This window comes from Cytobacillus sp. C11.1 (genome assembly GCF_058145115.1).
The window spans coordinates 1,817,506-1,835,782 of sequence record NZ_CM176935.1 but is presented as its reverse complement, the minus strand read 5'-3'; the positions used below and the strand labels follow the sequence as shown (position 1 = coordinate 1,835,782).

The following is an 18,277-nucleotide window of genomic DNA, read 5'->3' as shown; positions in this document are numbered from 1 at the left end:
ATGCTTTTATTTTCAGGGTGCTCTCAAATTTCAGCCTTGACCGCTGATATGCGATATGGCTAACTCTTTATACACTTCTCTGAAGGTAGTGCCGGAAAAGGGTACCAGGCACCTAATTGGCCTAGTTGATGATATATGGGCCCGATTTGATGATATATTTGCTAGGTTGACGATTAAAATGCCACAGTTGACGATATAGCCTTTTTCAAAATAATTTCAAGCTGTTTTATGGCACTAACAGTATCTCTTTTTATGCCTTTTTTCTGCATTCACACAAAAAAACCACCCCTTTTTCGTAAAAAGAGGTGGATTTAGCTAAAAAGTCTTAATTTGCAACGATATTTACAAGTTTACCTGGTACTGCAATAACTTTGCGGACTGTTTTTCCGTCGATTTGCTCTTTTACCTTGTCATCGCCCATTGCGATTTGCTCCAATATATTTTCTTGGCATCTGCAGGAACCATTAGTTTTGCTTTTACCTTGCCGTTGATTTGGATAACGATTTCTACTTCGTCGTCAACCATTTTCGCTTCATCGTATGCAGGCCATGCTTCATAGGCAATCGATCCGCTGTGGCCGAATTTTGACCATAACTCTTCTGATATATGAGGAGCGATTGGGGAAAGCATTTTTACAAAGCCTTCAACATAGCTTTTTGGAAGGACAGCAGCTTTATATGCTTCATTAATAAATACCATCATTTGTGAAATGGCTGTATTGAAGCGTAATCCTTCGTAGTCCTCAGTTACCTTTTTAACGGTTTGGTGGTATACCTTTTCCAGATTCGTGCCTTCTTCAGTGTCCTGGATTTTCGAACTTAATTCGCCGTTGTCTTCAACAAATAAGCGCCAGATGCGGTCTAGGAATCTTCTTGAACCGTCCAATCCATTTGTAGACCAGGCTATCGATGCTTCAAGCGGCCCCATGAACATTTCGTATAGACGAAGTGTGTCTGCACCATGGCTCGCAACAATCTCATCCGGATTGACTACATTACCTTTTGACTTACTCATTTTTTCATTATTTTCGCCAAGGATCATCCCCTGGTTGAATAGCTTTTGGAAAGGCTCTTTCGTATGGACAACGCCTACATCATAAAGGACCTTATGCCAGAAGCGGGCATATAGAAGGTGAAGAACCGCATGTTCTGCTCCGCCGATATAGATATCAACCGGAAGCCACTCTTTTAATTTTTCAGGATCTGCAAGAGCTTCACTGTTTTTAGGATCAATATAGCGCAAGTAGTACCAGCAGCTTCCTGCCCATTGCGGCATTGTGTTTGTTTCTCTGCGGCCTTTTTTGCCTGTTTCAGGGTCCACAACGTTTACCCACTCATCAATGTTGGCTAATGGAGACTCACCTGTACCGGATGGTTTAATTTCCGTTGTCTTCGGAAGTACCAATGGCAGCTGCTCATCTGGAACGGCTGTCATTGTTCCGTCCTCCCAATGAATAATTGGAATTGGCTCTCCCCAGTAACGCTGGCGGCTGAATAGCCAGTCACGAAGTCGATACGTAACCTTTTTCGTTCCAATACCTTTTTCTTCAAGCCACGCGATGATTTTTTCGATGGCATCTTCTTTGTTTAAGTCATTAAGGAAATCAGAGTTTACATGGACGCCATCGCCAGTGTAGGCTTCTTTCTCAACGTCTCCGCCTGCAACTACCTCTTTAATTGGAAGTTCGAATTGCTTGGCAAACTCATAATCGCGTTCGTCATGAGCCGGAACAGCCATAATCGCACCTGTTCCATAGCTTACTAGAACGTAGTCTGCAATCCAGATTGGCATTTTTTCGCCGTTAACGGGATTGACTGCATAAGCGCCAGTGAATACACCCGTTTTTTCTTTTGCCAAATCAGTACGCTCAAGATCGCTCTTGCTCTTTACTTTGTCAATGTATGCCTGAACCGCTTCACGCTGCTCATCCGTTGTAATTTTATCAACAAGCCCGTGCTCCGGAGCCAGAACAGCATATGTTGCACCGAATAATGTGTCTGGGCGTGTTGTAAAAACAGTGAAAGTACCGTCATGGCCATCTATATTAAAGGTAACCTCTGCACCTTCTGAACGTCCGATCCAGTTTCTCTGCATATCTTTAAGGCTTTCTGGCCAATCCAACAAATCAAGATCCTCAAGCAGGCGATCCGCATAAGCCGTAATTTTTAGCATCCACTGCCTCATTGGACGGCGCTCTACCGGATGGCCGCCGCGCTCACTTTTTCCGTCAATAACCTCTTCATTGGCTAGAACAGTTCCCAATGCAGGACACCAGTTAACAGCTACTTCATCAATATAAGCTAGCCCTTTTTCATAAAGCTTTAAGAAAATCCATTGTGTCCATTTATAATATTCAGGATCTGTTGTATTGACTTCACGATCCCAATCATAGGAAAAGCCTAGTGCTTTAATCTGGCGGCGGAATGTATTGATATTTTGCTCTGTAAATTCTGCCGGATCATTCCCTGTATCAAGCGCATATTGCTCTGCAGGCAAACCGAATGCATCCCAGCCCATTGGGTGAAGGACATTATAGCCCTGCATACGCTTCATGCGAGAAAGGATATCTGTTGCTGTATAGCCTTCCGGATGCCCAACATGAAGGCCTGCGCCAGACGGATAAGGGAACATATCAAGCGCATAAAACTTGCGCTTGCCTTTATCTTCAGTTGTTTTAAATGTCTTATTTTCGTCCCAGTAGCTTTGCCACTTTTTTTCAATCTCCTGGTGATTGAAACTCATCTTTGTTTCCTCCTATTAGTGAAAATAAAATAAAAAAACCTCTCATCCCATAAAAGGGACGAGAGGATTATGTATAAATCTCCCGCGGTACCACCCACATTAGTGACCATGTCACTCGCTTCATTCATCCTTAACGCGGAATACGGCAAGCATTACTGCTACTTCACACTTGCTGCTCAAAGGCGAGTTCATGATGTGCCCGGCTGACTTGCACCGTCCGTCAACTCTCTATAATCGGGCTGAAGCACCATTACTATTCCTTATCTAAGCATTTATATATATGAGAATATAGCTATTGTAATAAATTTCCCGCCAGGTTGCAAGTAGGCTTATCCTGACAGGGAATTTAATATCCAGAATATGCAGAGACCATTGAATAAGTGCACAATTCTACATGAATATTATTAAAATAAACAGCACCCCGCAATTACTCAGTGTTTCTCCCAAAATCTACTTCAAATCAGCAAGATGAGGATGAAAGAACCATAGAAGAATAGCGATAATAGGAACGGAAACCGCCAAAGCGATGCCGGGCTTTTTATAATGCATTCGCAGCATAATGAACATTATTGTATTAAAGAGTACAGACCACCAGAATCCCCAGCCGTTATCATATACAAACAATCCTTTCTTTGAAAACAAATACTCCAGCACTGAAAAATAGATGATCCAAACACCTGTATATATAAATTTTTTCTTTAGCTTCTTTTCAGGAAAATAACGAAGATAGATCATAACGACGACTGGAATGATAATCAAGGTGAAGGTGATTTCAATAAAAGTGTGGTTTAGCCAATCGAAGGTAACGGCCCTGTAAGCCCAAAGCGTATGATTATAGAACAAAAAATTATAAAGGAAGTTTGCGATCATATAAAATTGGACGGTTGGATAATACTCCTTCCATCTTTTCCAATCAACAAATTTCCATGCGAAAAAAATATAGACTAGAACCACCAATAGTAAATACAAAATATCTCCACCAATTACCTGCAGGATTTAGGTATTTCCAATATACCCAAATTTCACGCTATTTTATTCAACTTCTGGATCAATAGAAAAAGAGGGCATGGCAGCCCTCTTTAATATGTAGATAAGATCCGATTCTCCTGCAGTTCACAGTGGCTGTTTTAGTCCCTTTTATTACTGAACGGTATAGCCTCCATCAATAACTGCCGCTTGGCCCGTAATCCCTTTTGCTGATTCGCCAGCAAGGAAAATCGCATAGTCTGCAATTTCTTCAACGGTTAAAAGTCTTTTTTGCGGCACTAATGGATAAATAACCTCTTCAAGTGCTTTTTCAAGCGGTACATTTCTCGTTTTGGCAAGATCATTCAGCTGGTTTCTTACTAGCGGAGTATCTACGTAGCCCGGACAAATCGCATTAACAGTGATGCCGTCTTCGGCTGCCTCCAGAGCAGCGACTTTCGTAAGGCCAATCACTCCATGCTTCGCGCTATTATAAGCAGCTTTCCCTGCAAACCCTACCAATCCGTTGATTGAAGCCATATTGATGATTCTTCCTGATTTTTGTTTTTTCATGACAGGCATTACATGCTTAATCGCTACGAAGGGCGCGGTCAGCATGACCTTGATGAGAAACTCAAATTTTTCAGTTGGAAAATCCTCAATAAACGAAACATGCTGCAGTCCTGCATTATTGATCAGAACATCCAGTGTCCCGAAATGGCTGACTGTTTCCTGGATCGCCTCTTGTATTTCCTGTTCAGAAGTCACATCGCATTTTAGGCCGATCGCTTCGTACCCTTCACTGTTGAGAGTTTCTGCAGCTTTTTTGACGGCGTCTTCCTGAATATCTGTCAAAACAATTTTAGACCCGTTTTCCGCAAACCTTTTTCCAATTTCGTAGCCTATTCCCTGAGCTGCTCCAGTTATAAATACTACTTTATTTTTTACCATAAGTTTTCTCCTTTCAAAAACAAAGCTGGGGCCCGCTTGGATGAGCCCCTGCTGCAGTTAGATTCCAAGTCCAAGAGAGAACAAGACAATAGCTAGCGCAAGTCCGATTAGCGGAACGATAACCGTAACAGCTGCTACAGCTCCATATGCAGCCTGGTGGGTTTCCCCGCAAATCGCCCTTACAGTGGTAACGACATAGCCATTATGCGGCAGCGAGTCGAGGGCACCAGATGAAATGGCTACTGTCCTGTGGAGGGCTTCCGCATTGACACCCATATCCATATAATGCGGCGCCAATATTGGCAATGCGATTGCCTGGCCCCCTGAAGCCGAACCGGTCATACCGGCAATTACACTGACAGCAATTGCACCGCCAATCAGCGGGCTGCCAGGAATGCTTGTCATCATATCTACTGCTGTTGCAAAAGCAGGAACTGCCTTGGCAACCCCTCCAAATCCAACCACAGCAGCAGTATTACCGATAGCGATTAGCGCGCCAAGGGTTCCATCTGACACAGCATTCCAAAAGTTCGTAAAGTACTTGCGGTTTAACAAATAAGTAGCAATGACACCGCCCAATAATGCAAGAATAAGTGCAGATTGTTTAAGCGAATCATGGAACACAAACGAAATAATCAATACAACGATTAATGGCACAACGCCCATGAAGGGGTGCGGCAGCTCTTTATTTTCAGTAACTGGATCCTGTTTGCGCGATTCGAAGGTTTCTCCTTTGTTCACAGCCTTCGTAATCATGCGCTTCAGCCACCAATAGCCGAATATCATCATAAACACAGCTACGATTAAACTCACTTCCCATCCAGCATATGGAGTTGTTCCAAGGTATTCGATTGGAATCCAGTTTTGGATTTCCGGTGACCCGGCAGATGTCATGGTGAAAGTTACGGAACCAAAAGCAAGTGCTGCAGGGATAAACCTTCTTGGAAGATTAGCCTGCTTAAATAAACTTAAGGCCATTGGATATACGGAAAAAGCCACTACAAACAAGCTGACGCCTCCGTAAGTTAAAATCGCACAGGAAGCAACAATGGCAAGTACCGCGTATTTCATGCCCAGCTTATCAACCACCATTTTGGACACACTGTCAGCCGCTCCGCTATCCTCCATTACTTTCCCAAAAATCGCCCCCAATAGGAACATTAAGTACCATGAAGTAACGAAACCTGAAAAACCGGACATATAATTCCCGACCAGATTGGCCTCTCCTTCCCCGGTAAGCTGCGGAAACAGCGGCATTCCGCTAAAAACAGCTACAAACAGTGCAGACAATGGTCCTACAACCAATAGGTTCATTCCCCGCATCGTTAGGAAAATCAGCAGGGCGAGCCCTCCTATTAAACCGATCATGCTTAGCATTTCATTTCCCCCTTTATTATTCTTAAATAGAAAAAACTAATTGGCAACCTCCTTCTTGTAACCGCTTGCAAAAATAAGCTGAACCTTCGTTTTAAAACTGCAATCCGATAGTGGCTTATTTACTAATTAACTTTGCAAGAAACATGCCAAATAGAACTTCTTTATAGATAGGGGGATGATGAACTATTTATGAATCTTTTTTCCGGAATTCTGGAATAAGCAAATAGCAAGGCCGCCAAATATACTAGACAAGTTTTCAGATAATTATGTTTAAACCTTGATTAATTAAAAAGAAAATTACTAGAATAAAAACAGTCCAGAAATTCGGAGCGCATTCCAGGTTTCCGGACTACCTTTTGCTGGTTCTTCAATCTTCACCTTTGCTTATTCAATTCCATATTTTTTTAGTTTTTCATACATAGAAGACTTGCTGATGCCGAGGGCTTTCGCTGCTTCGCGACGGTCATTGTTAAATTTGCTCAAGCTTTGTGTAAGGATACGCTTTTCTGTTTCTTCCAATATATCCTTCAGTTTCTTTTTTCCAACCGGGTAAACAGCCGAATCTTTCAGGTAATCTGGCAATGATTCCGTTGAGATGGTTTCATTGCTGGTTAAATGCACGGATGCCTCTAAGACATTTTCCAGCTCTCTGATATTTCCCGGCCAGCTGTACTGGTGAAATTTTTCGATTACATCATCGTCAATCCTACTGATTCTCTTGCCTGATTTTTTGGTGATTTTTTCTATAAAAAAATCAATCAGGATAGTCAGATCCTCCAGCCTATCTCGCAATGGAGGAACCATAAACGGCACAACATTGATCCGATAAAATAAATCTTCCCTGAAACGCTTTTCTTCCATCATTTTTTCGAGCGGCCGGTTGGTTGCAGCAATAATTCTGACATCGACATTTACAGGTTTAATAGAACCAACGCTTTCGATTTCACCTTCCTGAAGAGCGCGCAATAGCTTTACTTGCATATTAAGCGGCATATCGCCAATTTCATCCAGAAACAATGTGCCTCCATCTGCGAGCTGGAACTTTCCTTTTTTGCCGCCTTTTTTTGCACCTGTAAAAGCTCCTTCCTCATAGCCAAACAACTCTGATTCCAGCAGATGCTCCGGGATGGCTCCGCAGTTTATTTTTACGAACGGCTGATGGCTTCTGTTGCTGAGCTGGTGAATGCTATGAGCAAACAGCTCTTTTCCTGTCCCGCTTTCCCCTCTGATCAAAACGGAAATATCGCTTGCAGCTACCATTTTTACTTTTTCCTTTAGGCTCTGGATTTGTTTGGAGCTTCCCAATATATCGTCGAGACTATATTTAACACTTCGGTCAATGTCCTGTATGTAGCTCTGGATTTTTGTCAGCATGCTCTTCACATGGCTGTTCATTTGCATCCATTCCTTTGTATCCCTGAAAAACACAGTCCCAAATGCTCCTAACACTTCCCCTCCCGCAACGATGGGAATGCGATTAGCAATCATATAATTGCCTTTAATGTATTGAAGGTCAGCAATTTCTTCCTTTCCTGTTGCGGCAACAATGTGCATCCGTGAATTTTCAATAACATGGGCAACATGCATACCCAGGACCTGCTCTCTTTCGGCCTCCAGAAAATCGCAGTAATTTTTATTGATATAAATAATTTTCCCTTCTTTATCAACAACCACCAGCCAGCCAAAAGCATTTTCAACGATGGTTTCGACAATTTCAATTGGCAAATCAAATAGTGCGCTTTTCATCTTAATCTCCTCTTTTAAGGTAAGCTCAATTTTATTAATTATTTTATCATATTTTTCTGACAACAAATTCGGCAATAAAGGTATTCTTCCTTCTTTTATTGCCCATACCATTATTAATCGGAAGCTTTGGGAGGTGTTTTGCATGAAAGGAATTTATTTTATCAATCCGCATTGGCAATCCGGAAAATTAACAAAAGAGGAAAGTTCTCAGTTACAAAAACAGGCGCTGGAAGATTACATTGAAGAACAGAATATTTTCACCGTAAAACTGAATCAATGGCAGCTGAATGACTATTACACGATTCCGCACGCCCTCCTATATGACTTAAAGCAACATAGAGCCGATCTGGATGTTTTGCTTCTTTATTCGGAAGAGGTGCTGGAAGACTTTATTGACTCCTATCCAGCCAGATGGCTTATATTAAAAAGCTTTTTCAATGAGGTTGTATTTGCGGACAAGCAAAAGGAAGAATTTTTGGAAGGCGCCGGTTAAAGGTTCAGAAATAAACTTGGCCGATAAAACTGGCGGATTCGTTGATATATTGATTTTTTCGTTGATATCTGGCTTATTTTCGTTGATATATTCAATTTTTCGTTGATATCTGGCTTATCTTCGCTAAGAAATCTTATAAACAGAAAAACCTGCAGCGGCAAACTGCAGGTTTTTCTTATGAAGCATGTGCCAATTCCTTGGTCTCCTTCAATTTCCGGTCATATACCATGGTTGTTATGATAGCAAAAACATATAATACCATCAAAACAGCAAATAGTATGGAGATTCCATAAAGGTCAACCAAAATACCGCCCAATAAAGGTCCAATCATACGGCCGCCTGTTGCTGTGCTGTTAACGATCCCCTGGTAAAATCCTTCCCGTCCTTTAGGCGCAAGCTGATTGGCAATCGTCGGCACCGCCGGCCAAATGAGCATTTCGCCAATCGTCAGAATCACCATTGCAGCAATAAAGGCTGAAAATTGCTGGGCGTTTGCCGCTACCGCAAAGGATCCGATAAAAATGACCATTCCAGCGATCATCTGCGACTTTAATGTTTTGAACCATTTTACCAAACCGCTGATAAAAGGCTGACCAAGAACAATCAGCGCTCCGTTGATAGACCAAAGCAGGCTGTATTGCTTGAGAGAAATGTTCATTTCCTGGGTATATGCCGCAATAGTGGATTGCCACTGAACATATCCAACCCAGCAGAGTAAATATCCCACACATAGAATGAGCAAAGCATATAGCTTTGTATAGTTTTTAACAACTCGATTTTCCTGAAGAATCGATGTTTGCTGGCCTGATATTGTATTAATGCCCCTATATCCGAATACGGCTATCAGCAGAAATACAATGTACATGAGTGTGTTGGCCAGGAAAATTAGCTGGAACGAATAGGATGCGACTAGGCCTCCAAGAGCTGCCCCAATCGCCACACCTGCATTCTGTGCCACATAAATGGCATTGAATGCCTTTCGCCCGCCTTCCGTCCAAACCGATCCCGCCATGGCAAACATTGATGGAAAAACAATCCCCGATCCAAAGCCTACAAATGTCAGAAACACGACATACGCAGGCCAGCCATGCCAGAAGGTCAGGCTAAGAAGCGCTATTACGGTAATCCCAATTCCGAGCAGAATGGACCGATAGCCGCCTATTTTATCAAAGAGACTTCCGCCAAACAAATTGCCAACGACACTGGCAGCCGAGTTCAGCATAAGGACGAGACCTGCTACAGATAAAGATTTTCCTAAGTGCTCATGAATGTAAATGGTATTTAAAGGCCACAAAAAAGAAGAGCCGGTTACATTTACTGCCATCCCAATAATTAAAAGCCATAAGGTACGCGGCATGTAAAAACGCCCCTTTAACATATTTATTTTACCTGCTGGAAGACACTGCCCCGGCACTATATTTCGAATTCCAAAATAATTTTAGTTGTTTTTTCCTGTCCTTGCAATAGGTTTTTATTCGATTATTATAGACAGAATAATTCTACTTTTTGATGCATATTAAAGCCCCGATACGAAGTGCATCGGGGCTTTTCCAAGTTTATTCAGGAGGATTGTTCAGGTTCCGGATGGAATTTTGATTTGACAGGCTGTCCGCCTGTGTTTTCATACTTCTTTTTCGATTGCTTTACTGCATCAAAATCCTGTCCAAGTTCAAGGTCCTGGCTGTTGACTCCATTTCGTGTCTTTTGTTCAGGATTATTTTGCTTGGAACGTTTTTTTACCAAATCAATCACTCCTTAATGAGGAAGTATAATCATCTGATTTTGGAGCTGCTGCAGCTGAAGCCTCATCCGATGAAGCTGTTCGCGCTGCTGGGAATTGGCGCTATGGGCCATTTGAGTAATATCATTATAAGCAGCTTCTAAAGATTGAAGAGCACTGGAGTAATCTTCATCATTATAGTGTTCCTGTGTCCGCCCGGACTCAAACTGCTCTTGTGCAGAGCGGATCGCATCCTCACATTGCTGCAAGAGCGTATCCATCGATTCACGAGTTGCCATTTTACGTTCCCCTCCTTGAAGAATGGGTTTAGAAGCATGCATGCTTCATGTATTAGTTTGTACATTTTCCGCAATCCTTACTACCCTATTTCCTGCCAATTCCCCTTGGATAAGGCTTTACGTTCATGTTAAGATTAATTCTGTCAAAACAAGCATTGCTAAATGGGTGCATTTCATCGCCACGTATTTTTATAAAAGGCTTTGTTATAGCTCATTGTTAGTTTTGGCAATCGGTTACGGAAATCAACAGGCAAAATTAAAAGAGCTTTTATTAAAAAAGTATGCTTTTAACCTTAATATATAAGTTCTCAAAGGGAGGGAACAGGTATGGATCAAATGAATCCTTTTCCGTTTGCATCTGATAATAAGCGCTACCATACTTGGAACTATCATTTACGGAATGAATTTGGCCATAAAGTTTTTAAAGTAGCATTGGACGGCGGCTTCGATTGCCCTAACCGTGACGGTACTGTTGCACATGGCGGCTGCACATTTTGCAGTGCGGCAGGCTCAGGGGATTTTGCCGGAAACCGTGCAGACGATTTGGAAATACAGTTTCACGATATCAAGACAAAAATGCACAATAAATGGAAAGATGGTAAGTATATGGCCTACTTTCAGGCTTTCACAAACACACATGCTCCTGTAGAAGTGCTGCGTGAAATGTATGAAAGAGTGCTCGCACAGGAAGATGTAGTTGGCCTATCCATCGCGACGCGCCCTGACTGCCTGCCTGATGATGTAGTCGAATACTTGGCTGAGCTTAACAAAAGAACCTACCTTTGGGTAGAGCTGGGATTACAGACTGTTCATGAGCGGACAGGCCTGCTGATCAACCGCGCACATGACTACCAATGCTATGTGGAGGGAGTAAACAAACTCCGCAAACATGGAATCCGCGTATGCTCCCATATTATTAATGGCCTTCCGCTTGAGACGCCCGAAATGATGATGGAAACTGCTCGTGAGGTTGCAAAGCTTGATGTACAGGGAATAAAGATTCACCTTCTCCATTTATTAAAGGGGACGCCAATGGTCAAGCAATTTGAAAAAGGCATGCTCGAGTTCATGTCTCTTGAAGAGTATGTAAACTTAGTATGCGACCAGCTGGAGATTTTACCTCCGGAAATGATTGTGCATCGAATTACGGGAGATGGTCCGATTGATTTGATGATCGGGCCGATGTGGAGCGTTAATAAATGGGAGGTTCTCAACAGCATTGATGCTGAATTAATGAGCAGAAACAGCTGGCAGGGGAAGTTTTATAGCCCAAGCCAATTGGAGGCAATGTCATGAACCTTGAAAGAATTTTACCTTTTGCAAGGCAGCTGCTTGAAAAAGCAGTATCGCCTGGAGACATCGTTATTGATGCCACTTTAGGGAATGGGCACGATACCGTTTATCTTGCCAACTTAGTTGGGCCAAACGGAAGGGTTTACGGATTCGATATTCAGGAAGATGCAGTTATTAATACGAAAGCACGCCTGGCAGAGAATGATCTGGCTGACCGGGCTACCCTTTTTCATTCAGGACACGAATTTATCCTTGAAAATGTACCGCCAGTTCATCATGGTAAAATAACCGCTGCCATTTTTAATTTAGGCTATTTGCCTGGAGGAGATAAATCAATTGTTACCCGGCCGCAAACAACTATTTCGGCAATCGACCAGCTATTGGAGCTGATGGCGCCTGAAGGAATCATTCTTTTGGTCATTTATCACGGCCATATAGAAGGAGCAGTTGAACGGGATTATCTGCTCCGTTATGTCAGACAGCTGGACCAAAGCCTGGTCCATGTCCTGCAGTATCAGTTTATTAATCAAAAGAATCATCCTCCATTTATTGTGGCGATTGAAAAACGGTAAACAAATGCAAAAAGCCTGCGTGAATGCAGGCTTTTATTATTTTATAAATGCTTTGCCCACCCCGGCCGGCACCATTTTTTGCAGCGCCCGGTAAGCACGTCCGTTCATATAAAAGAAATAACTGACCATTCCGCCCGTTTTGATCATGCCTTTCGCTAATCGGTGCACATTCCTTTGTTTTCTAACTTTTTCATCTGATAAATAGACGCCCAGCAATCCGCGATTAATCAGTTTATGGAAATGCTTATGTGGAAGTTTTTCGGTATGCTTGTCCGCTTCAAGGACAAAGTGCTTGAGGCGCGAAAACAGCTTTTCTTCATTTTCATAATAAAAACAAAAGTTTAAGTCCCCGCCTGCCCGATCTTCCTCCTGATCAATCAGGTAATCCAGAAGAATATGGAGGCCCTGGATATAAGGAAAATAGCCGTTGTGGATATTCACTGCATGTTCTCGCTTAAAATCATCTCTTAAGGCGTAAGAGATAAGGCAGAAAATTCCGAGCGTCGATCCGGAACAGGCTGAAAACTCATACCACTCCATTTCCGGAATATCCGCCCTGTATTGATCAAACCAGTTTTGCAGGCGTGGAACACGCTCCTCCACAACCACATGTTTATGTATTTGCAGATCACAATAGTAGCGGCATAATTCAAGCAAATGGCTTTTTATATGAGTGTAATGCTCTAGTTCGGACAAAACCTCCCTGCAGGTAGCTGCTAGATCCGCGAGATAATTTCCATCATCCTGTTCGTTTCTCATATGATAATAATTTTTACTGGAGGCATCGGTATTTAGGGCATCCTCCATTGACTCATGCAGAGCAGCAAAATCTCCAGGATCCAGTGAGGTACTGCGGTCACAAAGATTATCCAAATAATCGCTGATTGTCTGATAAGCGACAATAAATTTAATGGCTTTCTCGTATTTTCCCTTCGCCATTAAAGACATAATCGCCCCTCCTTCGCAATGGAAGGTTTTATTCTCAATGCTGGCAAGGGCCTGTTTCCTTAATTCCGGATCTGGGATCGCTTCTGCCCTGCTTTTCCAATATCCCAGTTCTTTGTGGACTGCAGGCAGAACTTTCCGATATACATGTGACATCAAACTAATTGGCATGGAAGGAACACTCATAACATTAATTACCTCCTTTGACACAGGGCACCCGCTGTTTAGTTATTTATTAAAGTTGGTTAATCCTCTTAAAGCTATCCCCGAAAGCTGCCGGGTTAATCCCAGCTATTTTTCATCTGACAGCCGATTTATTTTTAGAGGTACTAATTGATTAGTGACCTTTTGCTCATCGCAAACCCATTATGGGTGTGAGTCTTACTCCATGCAGGCAGAGTTTGAATTGTTCCCCTTACACAACATAACCCAGTGCTTTCAGCTGGCTGTTAACAAAATCCTTTGCATACTCGAAGACTTCTTCCCGCTCAGGTTCATTAAAAACTTCATGATAGCATTTCGGCCATTCTTTGAATCTTTTTTCGGAGAATGGCGCTGAATTAAACCAATCCCTGACTGTAATCTTATTGACAATTTTGTCATCTCCTCCCTGCAGAACGAGGAGCGGCACATCCTGTATTTTATCCAGATTTTCAAAGGCAAGCTTGATGGATGCAACAAGCTCGCGGTACCATCTGACTGAAACCTTGGTTACATACAGGGAATCATTTAAATCTGCATCACGTACATCTTGATTTCTGGTTGCCATCTCGACAGATAAGCCTGCATCCATTCTCAGGCTTGGAATCACTGTGTTAAGGCCAAGTGACAAAAGGTTAATGATTTTGGACGGCTGTGTGACCAGTCCTAAACACGGAGACGAAAGAATCACTCCCGCCAAATTCATTCTCTCCTCCTGCAGCAGCCTAATCGCAATCAGGCCCCCCATGCTATGGCCCAAAAGAAAAACAGGCAATTCGAACTCATATGCAGCCTGTATCCAATCCTTTACTTCAAGGATATATTCATCAAAGGAATCGATATGGCCTCTTCTTGACCTGGTCGTCATGCCCTGGCCAGGAAATCTCCCATGATGACATGGAAACCGGCCAAGCGCCACATTTCAATCAGCCAGCCATAGCGGCGATGATGCTCCATAGCCCCATGCACCATGACAATAACGCCCTTTGCTTCTCCATCAGTTTCCCATTTCCACATAGTCCATCCCCCCAGCCTTTTATTACGAACTATCTTATGTAAATATATTATAGCCTAGATGCTTAAATTGTTCATGAATCAAACACTGATAAAAATACGCCGATTCTTTTCGCTAAAATAACGTTAAAAATGCTTCTTGTGATAGAATCAAAATAATCAAACTGCTTATAGGAGTGTTCAAAGATGATCTATCCATACAAAGACAAAGAACCCAAAATTGCAGAGTCGGCGTTTATTGCTGATTTTACGACCATAACCGGTGATGTGGAGATCGGCGAGGAATCCAGTGTATGGTTTAATACCGTCATTCGCGGAGATGTAGCCCCCGCCATTATCGGCAAAAAAGTAAATATCCAGGACAATTCGGTTCTGCATCAAAGTCCGAATAACCCATTAATATTGGAAGATGAAGTATCTATCGGCCATCAGGTAATCCTGCATAGCTGCATTATCCGCAAAAAAGCATTAATAGGAATGGGGTCCATTGTGCTGGATCGGGCGGAAATCGGCGAGGGGGCTTTCATTGGAGCGGGCAGTCTTGTTCCACAGGGCAAAAAAATCCCGCCTAATACGCTTGCCTTCGGAAGGCCGGCTAAGGTAATCCGAGAGCTGACTCCCGAAGATATTCAAGATATGGAACGCATCAGCAGGGAATATGCCGAAAAAGGGCAATACTATAAGTCTTTGCAGAAGTGTTCCAAGTAATCCTTCTATCCTATTCCCTTATTAAATAAAGGAAACAAATTAAAAGAGTATAGGATATTGCCGATAATAAATTTAGGCTTTTTTCGCAAAGTTTGTTGCTTACAAAACTAGTTTTAATTACTGAGTTGATTGGAGTGGAAGGCACTTGACTCCTGCGGGAAGAGAGGGAGCGGGAGACCCCGCAGGCGTGAAACGCCGAGGAGGCTCCCGTTCCTCCCCGCGGAAAGCAAGTGACTGGAGCGGAAATCAACGGGCAAGCTTTATAGTCTAAAAACAACAATCTATACGAAAAGACTCTAAATTTAAAGAGGTACACCGATTTGGCGGGTGAAAAAATTGTATTTATATATAGCGGCAATAGTGGTTTTCCTTTTAATGATTGTGATATTCAGAAGAACATTGCTAAAAACAGCGCCAGTTTTTCTAATCGTTTTCCTACTGATTTCCGCTGGATTTGTGTATGATAATTTAGTTCGTCCAGCTTCAGCCGTTGATCCAGCTAAAGTCATTGTTGAGCCAACCGGTTAAGACAACAAGTGCATTTATAGAGACAGCTGTTATTAAAATAAAAGACGAAACACTGATTGATGCTCCCGCTGTTAATCAATTTCCCGAACTGCCGAGAGGGTGCGAAGTAACCAGCCTTTCCATGCTCCTTCAGCATGCAGGCATCCAAGCTGATAAAATTACTCTGGCAAAAGAGATAAAGAAAAACCCTGAACCTTATAAAATAGAAAACGGAAAAATTTATTTCGGCCATCCGAATGATGGATTTGTGGGCGATATGTACTCCTTTGATAATCCGGGACTCGGCGTTTACCATAAACCTGTGAAAGAGCTTGCCGAAAAGTATCTGCCAGGTTCCATTAAAGACCTGACCGGTTCCGATTTTACAGAATTAAAAATTCACCTATCAGATGGACGGCCTGTCTGGGTCATTACGAATACTGCTTACAAAGTGCTCTCGGATGATTTTTTCCAAACATGGCATACGCCAAGCGGTGCAATACAGATTACATATAAAGAGCATTCCGTCCTTCTTACAGGCTACGATCATGATTATGTGTATTTCAACGATCCTCTTACAGGCGAAAAAAACAAACAAACACCCATCTCGGACTTTGAGGAAGCCTGGGTGCAGATGGGAAGACAAGCTATTACCTATCTTTCACCATAAAAATGTCCATCAGGATTACCCTGATGGACATTTTATTTTAGCCTTTTAGAGGCTGAAGATCCTTATTCACTAAATACTCTTTTTCAAAGGAGTATTTCTTTTCTACGTATACCTGATGCCATACCATAAACATAAGAACAGTCCAGATTTTACGGCTGTTATCTGCTTTATCCTGACAATGATCTTCAAGAAGCCTTAGCACATAATCTTTGTTGATCAAATGGTCTGTGCTGCTTTCACGAATAATATTTTTAGCCCAATCGTTCATTTCATCTTTTAGCCAATGGCGAATTGGAACCGGGAAGCCAAGCTTTTTGCGATTTAACACATGATCAGGCACAACACCTTCCGCCGCTTTGCGAAGAATGTACTTCGTTGTGCCATTTGCCGTTTTCAGGCTGGTCGGTATGTTGGAAGCTACTTCAAACACTTCTTTATCAAGGAAAGGAACACGTAGTTCAAGTGAATGGGCCATCGTCATTTTGTCCGCTTTTAATAAAATGTCGCCGCGCATCCATGTGTGAATATCAATATACTGCATGCGGTCAACCGGATCATAGCCTCGGCTTTCTTCATAAAGCGGCTTTGTGATATCTGTATAATTTAAGCCATCTTTATATACATGAAGCAGATTGCGCTTTTCTTCTTCTGTAAACATTTTCGCGTTTCCGATATAGCGCTCCTCCATCGGTGTTACACCACGCTCGATAAAGCTTTTGCCCTTCATTCCTTCCGGCATCATATTTGCAATCATTCTTAGCAGCTTTTTGCCGATTGCCGGTATTTTGTTGAACACGTCTAGAGATTGCGGCTCACGGTAAATATTGTAGCCGCCAAACAGCTCATCCGCGCCTTCACCGGAAAGAACTACTGTAACATGCTTGCGTGCTTCCCTTGCGACAAAATATAAAGGCACGCAGGCTGGGTCTGCAAGCGGATCATCCATATGCCACATGATTTTCGGAATCTCATTCATATATTCCTCGGGCGATATGATATAGCTGATGTTTTCAACGCCCAGCTTTTCTGCCGTTTCTTTCGCAACATCCACTTCGCTGAAGCCATTGCGCTCAAACCCGACAGAGAAAGTTTTTATAGCCGGATGGAATTCCTTTGCAATTGAAGCAATAATGGATGAATCGATACCGCCGGAAAGGAAGGAACCAACAGGAACATCCGCACGCATGTGCATTTTAACCGAATCAAACAATACATCTCTAATTTCTTTCGTAAAGTCTGCTTCCGATTTTTTCACGGGATGGAAAGCTGCTTTCCAATAGCGGTTGATATCCATTGGAGCGCCAATTTTTTTCGTAAAATAGTGGCCTGGCTCCAGCTTATGGATTCCTTCTGACATCGTATTTGGCTCAGGCACAAACTGATAGGTTAAATAATGCTGCAAGGAATCATAATTCAATACATCATTCTGCAGCGCCAATAGGATGCTCTTCTTTTCTGAACCAAAGAAGGTACGGTCCCCTTTGTCATAGTAAAAGAAAGGTTTGATCCCGAATGGATCTCTTGCTCCGTATAATGACTGCTCCTGTTTATCCCAAATTACAAAAGCGAACATGCCGCGAAGCTTTTCAACAGCTTTTTCTTTTAAATGGCTGTAAAGGGCGATAATAACCTCTGTATCAGAGCTAGTTTCAAAGCTTAAGCCTGCTTTGAGAAGTTCTTCACGCAATTCCACATAGTTGTAGATTTCACCATTAAAAATAATCCAATAACGCTCATTTTCATAAGTCAGCGGCTGATGTCCGCTTTCAATATCGATAATACTCAACCGGCGGAAGCCGAATTGGATATGTTCATCAAAATAATATCCCGAATCATCCGGGCCACGATGGGTAATGATATCATTCATATTTTCAAATTGCTCTTTATCTGCGTCACGGTAATTTTGTGCTTTATCATGTACACAACCAATAAAACCACACATTATGTACGTCACCTACTCCATTCTTTTCTCGTTATTTAATATAGCCTATTCGGCTCCTCTGTCTTTAAAAAACATACCCTATAATACTACCACTAATCATTTTAAATTAGCACGGGGATTATGAAAAAAAC

Annotated in this window: 13 protein-coding genes, 3 pseudogenes and 1 other annotated feature; of the genes and pseudogenes, 5 read left to right on the top strand and 11 right to left on the bottom strand. The window is 42.4% G+C overall.

From position 1 onward, the window contains the following. Positions 1–325: 325 nt before the first annotated feature. The 5 genes and pseudogenes from leuS to AC3ZVC_RS09110 form a co-directional block, all read right to left on the bottom strand. Positions 326–2,742: pseudogene (gene leuS, locus AC3ZVC_RS09130) on the bottom strand (leucine--tRNA ligase). Between the two features lie 51 nt (positions 2,743–2,793). Beyond that, positions 2,794–3,018 (bottom strand) — a binding site (T-box leader). Positions 3,019–3,192: 174 nt separating this feature from the next. Continuing rightward, positions 3,193–3,711, bottom strand: coding sequence for a CBO0543 family protein (locus tag AC3ZVC_RS09125; RefSeq protein ID WP_490067995.1), 519 nt, complete (start codon positions 3,709–3,711; stop codon positions 3,193–3,195). Positions 3,712–3,882: 171 nt separating this feature from the next. Further along, positions 3,883–4,659, bottom strand: coding sequence for a 3-hydroxybutyrate dehydrogenase (locus AC3ZVC_RS09120; RefSeq protein WP_490067994.1), 777 nt, complete (start codon positions 4,657–4,659; stop codon positions 3,883–3,885). Positions 4,660–4,716: 57 nt separating this feature from the next. After that, on the bottom strand, positions 4,717–6,036 hold the full coding sequence (locus AC3ZVC_RS09115; RefSeq protein ID WP_490067993.1) for a GntP family permease: 1,320 nt from the start codon (positions 6,034–6,036) through the stop codon (positions 4,717–4,719). Between the two features lie 384 nt (positions 6,037–6,420). Beyond that, positions 6,421–7,782, bottom strand: a complete 1,362-nt coding sequence (locus tag AC3ZVC_RS09110) for a sigma-54 interaction domain-containing protein (RefSeq protein WP_490067992.1) — start codon at positions 7,780–7,782, stop codon at positions 6,421–6,423. A 142-nt stretch (positions 7,783–7,924) separates the two neighbouring features. Here AC3ZVC_RS09110 and AC3ZVC_RS09105 point away from each other — a divergent pair, with 142 nt between their 5' ends. Next, positions 7,925–8,275: a hypothetical protein gene (locus AC3ZVC_RS09105; protein WP_214727958.1), complete on the top strand. Its 351-nt coding sequence runs from the start codon at positions 7,925–7,927 to the stop codon at positions 8,273–8,275. A 175-nt stretch (positions 8,276–8,450) separates the two neighbouring features. On the opposite strand, the gene AC3ZVC_RS09100 is transcribed toward AC3ZVC_RS09105, so the two are convergent. The 3 genes from AC3ZVC_RS09100 to AC3ZVC_RS09090 all read right to left on the bottom strand — a co-directional run bounded on the left by AC3ZVC_RS09100 (position 8,451) and on the right by AC3ZVC_RS09090 (position 10,294). Next, positions 8,451–9,632, bottom strand: coding sequence for an MDR family MFS transporter (locus tag AC3ZVC_RS09100; RefSeq protein ID WP_490067991.1), 1,182 nt, complete (start codon positions 9,630–9,632; stop codon positions 8,451–8,453). 203 nt (positions 9,633–9,835) lie between these two features. Then, the gene (locus AC3ZVC_RS09095) at positions 9,836–10,018 is read right to left on the bottom strand and encodes a glycogen biosynthesis protein GlgD (protein ID WP_214727955.1); all 183 of its coding nucleotides are present in this window, start codon (positions 10,016–10,018) and stop codon (positions 9,836–9,838) included. A gap of 12 nt (positions 10,019–10,030) precedes the next feature. Beyond that, positions 10,031–10,294, bottom strand: a complete 264-nt coding sequence (locus tag AC3ZVC_RS09090) for a YtzC family protein (RefSeq protein WP_490067990.1) — start codon at positions 10,292–10,294, stop codon at positions 10,031–10,033. A gap of 327 nt (positions 10,295–10,621) precedes the next feature. Here AC3ZVC_RS09090 and mnmL point away from each other — a divergent pair, with 327 nt between their 5' ends. Further along, complete coding sequence (mnmL, locus tag AC3ZVC_RS09085) at positions 10,622–11,590, top strand: tRNA modification radical SAM protein MnmL/YtqA (RefSeq protein WP_490067989.1); 969 nt, start codon at positions 10,622–10,624, stop codon at positions 11,588–11,590. Beyond that, positions 11,587–12,159 (top strand): tRNA 5-(aminomethyl)-2-thiouridylate-methyltransferase MnmM, encoded by a 573-nt coding sequence (gene mnmM / locus AC3ZVC_RS09080; RefSeq protein ID WP_490067988.1) that lies wholly within the window; start codon positions 11,587–11,589, stop codon positions 12,157–12,159. The genes mnmL and mnmM overlap by 4 nt, the downstream gene beginning before the upstream one ends. Before the next feature lie 36 nt (positions 12,160–12,195). On the opposite strand, the gene AC3ZVC_RS09075 is transcribed toward mnmM, so the two are convergent. Together AC3ZVC_RS09075 and AC3ZVC_RS09070 are read right to left on the bottom strand one after the other, a co-directional pair. Next, positions 12,196–13,290 (bottom strand): tetraprenyl-beta-curcumene synthase family protein, encoded by a 1,095-nt coding sequence (locus AC3ZVC_RS09075; RefSeq protein WP_490068871.1) that lies wholly within the window; start codon positions 13,288–13,290, stop codon positions 12,196–12,198. 229 nt (positions 13,291–13,519) lie between these two features. Next, positions 13,520–14,322 (bottom strand): annotated as a pseudogene (locus AC3ZVC_RS09070) (alpha/beta hydrolase). 183 nt (positions 14,323–14,505) lie between these two features. Between AC3ZVC_RS09070 and AC3ZVC_RS09065 the strand changes: the two are divergent. Continuing rightward, complete coding sequence (locus tag AC3ZVC_RS09065; protein ID WP_490067986.1) at positions 14,506–15,027, top strand: gamma carbonic anhydrase; 522 nt, start codon at positions 14,506–14,508, stop codon at positions 15,025–15,027. 336 nt (positions 15,028–15,363) lie between these two features. Further along, a pseudogene (locus AC3ZVC_RS09060) lies at positions 15,364–16,204 on the top strand (C39 family peptidase). Between the two features lie 37 nt (positions 16,205–16,241). Here the strand turns inward: AC3ZVC_RS09060 and asnB are convergent. Next, positions 16,242–18,146 (bottom strand): asparagine synthase (glutamine-hydrolyzing), encoded by a 1,905-nt coding sequence (gene asnB, locus AC3ZVC_RS09055; RefSeq protein WP_490067984.1) that lies wholly within the window; start codon positions 18,144–18,146, stop codon positions 16,242–16,244. Positions 18,147–18,277 lie beyond the last annotated feature (131 nt).

What these genes read in the sequence shown, in the direction of transcription:
- AC3ZVC_RS09120 (WP_490067994.1), bottom strand. Translation starts at nt 4,659, where the DNA reads ATGGTAAAAAATAAAGTAGTATTTATAACTGGAGCAGCTCAGGGAATA.
- AC3ZVC_RS09115 (WP_490067993.1), bottom strand. Translation starts at nt 6,036, where the DNA reads ATGCTAAGCATGATCGGTTTAATAGGAGGGCTCGCCCTGCTGATTTTC.
- AC3ZVC_RS09110 (WP_490067992.1), bottom strand. Translation starts at nt 7,782, where the DNA reads ATGAAAAGCGCACTATTTGATTTGCCAATTGAAATTGTCGAAACCATC.
- AC3ZVC_RS09105 (WP_214727958.1), top strand. Translation starts at nt 7,925, where the DNA reads ATGAAAGGAATTTATTTTATCAATCCGCATTGGCAATCCGGAAAATTA.
- AC3ZVC_RS09100 (WP_490067991.1), bottom strand. Translation starts at nt 9,632, where the DNA reads ATGCCGCGTACCTTATGGCTTTTAATTATTGGGATGGCAGTAAATGTA.
- AC3ZVC_RS09090 (WP_490067990.1), bottom strand. Translation starts at nt 10,294, where the DNA reads ATGGCAACTCGTGAATCGATGGATACGCTCTTGCAGCAATGTGAGGAT.
- mnmL (WP_490067989.1), top strand. Translation starts at nt 10,622, where the DNA reads ATGGATCAAATGAATCCTTTTCCGTTTGCATCTGATAATAAGCGCTAC.
- mnmM (WP_490067988.1), top strand. Translation starts at nt 11,587, where the DNA reads ATGAACCTTGAAAGAATTTTACCTTTTGCAAGGCAGCTGCTTGAAAAA.
- AC3ZVC_RS09075 (WP_490068871.1), bottom strand. Translation starts at nt 13,290, where the DNA reads ATGAGTGTTCCTTCCATGCCAATTAGTTTGATGTCACATGTATATCGG.
- AC3ZVC_RS09065 (WP_490067986.1), top strand. Translation starts at nt 14,506, where the DNA reads ATGATCTATCCATACAAAGACAAAGAACCCAAAATTGCAGAGTCGGCG.
- asnB (WP_490067984.1), bottom strand. Translation starts at nt 18,146, where the DNA reads ATGTGTGGTTTTATTGGTTGTGTACATGATAAAGCACAAAATTACCGT.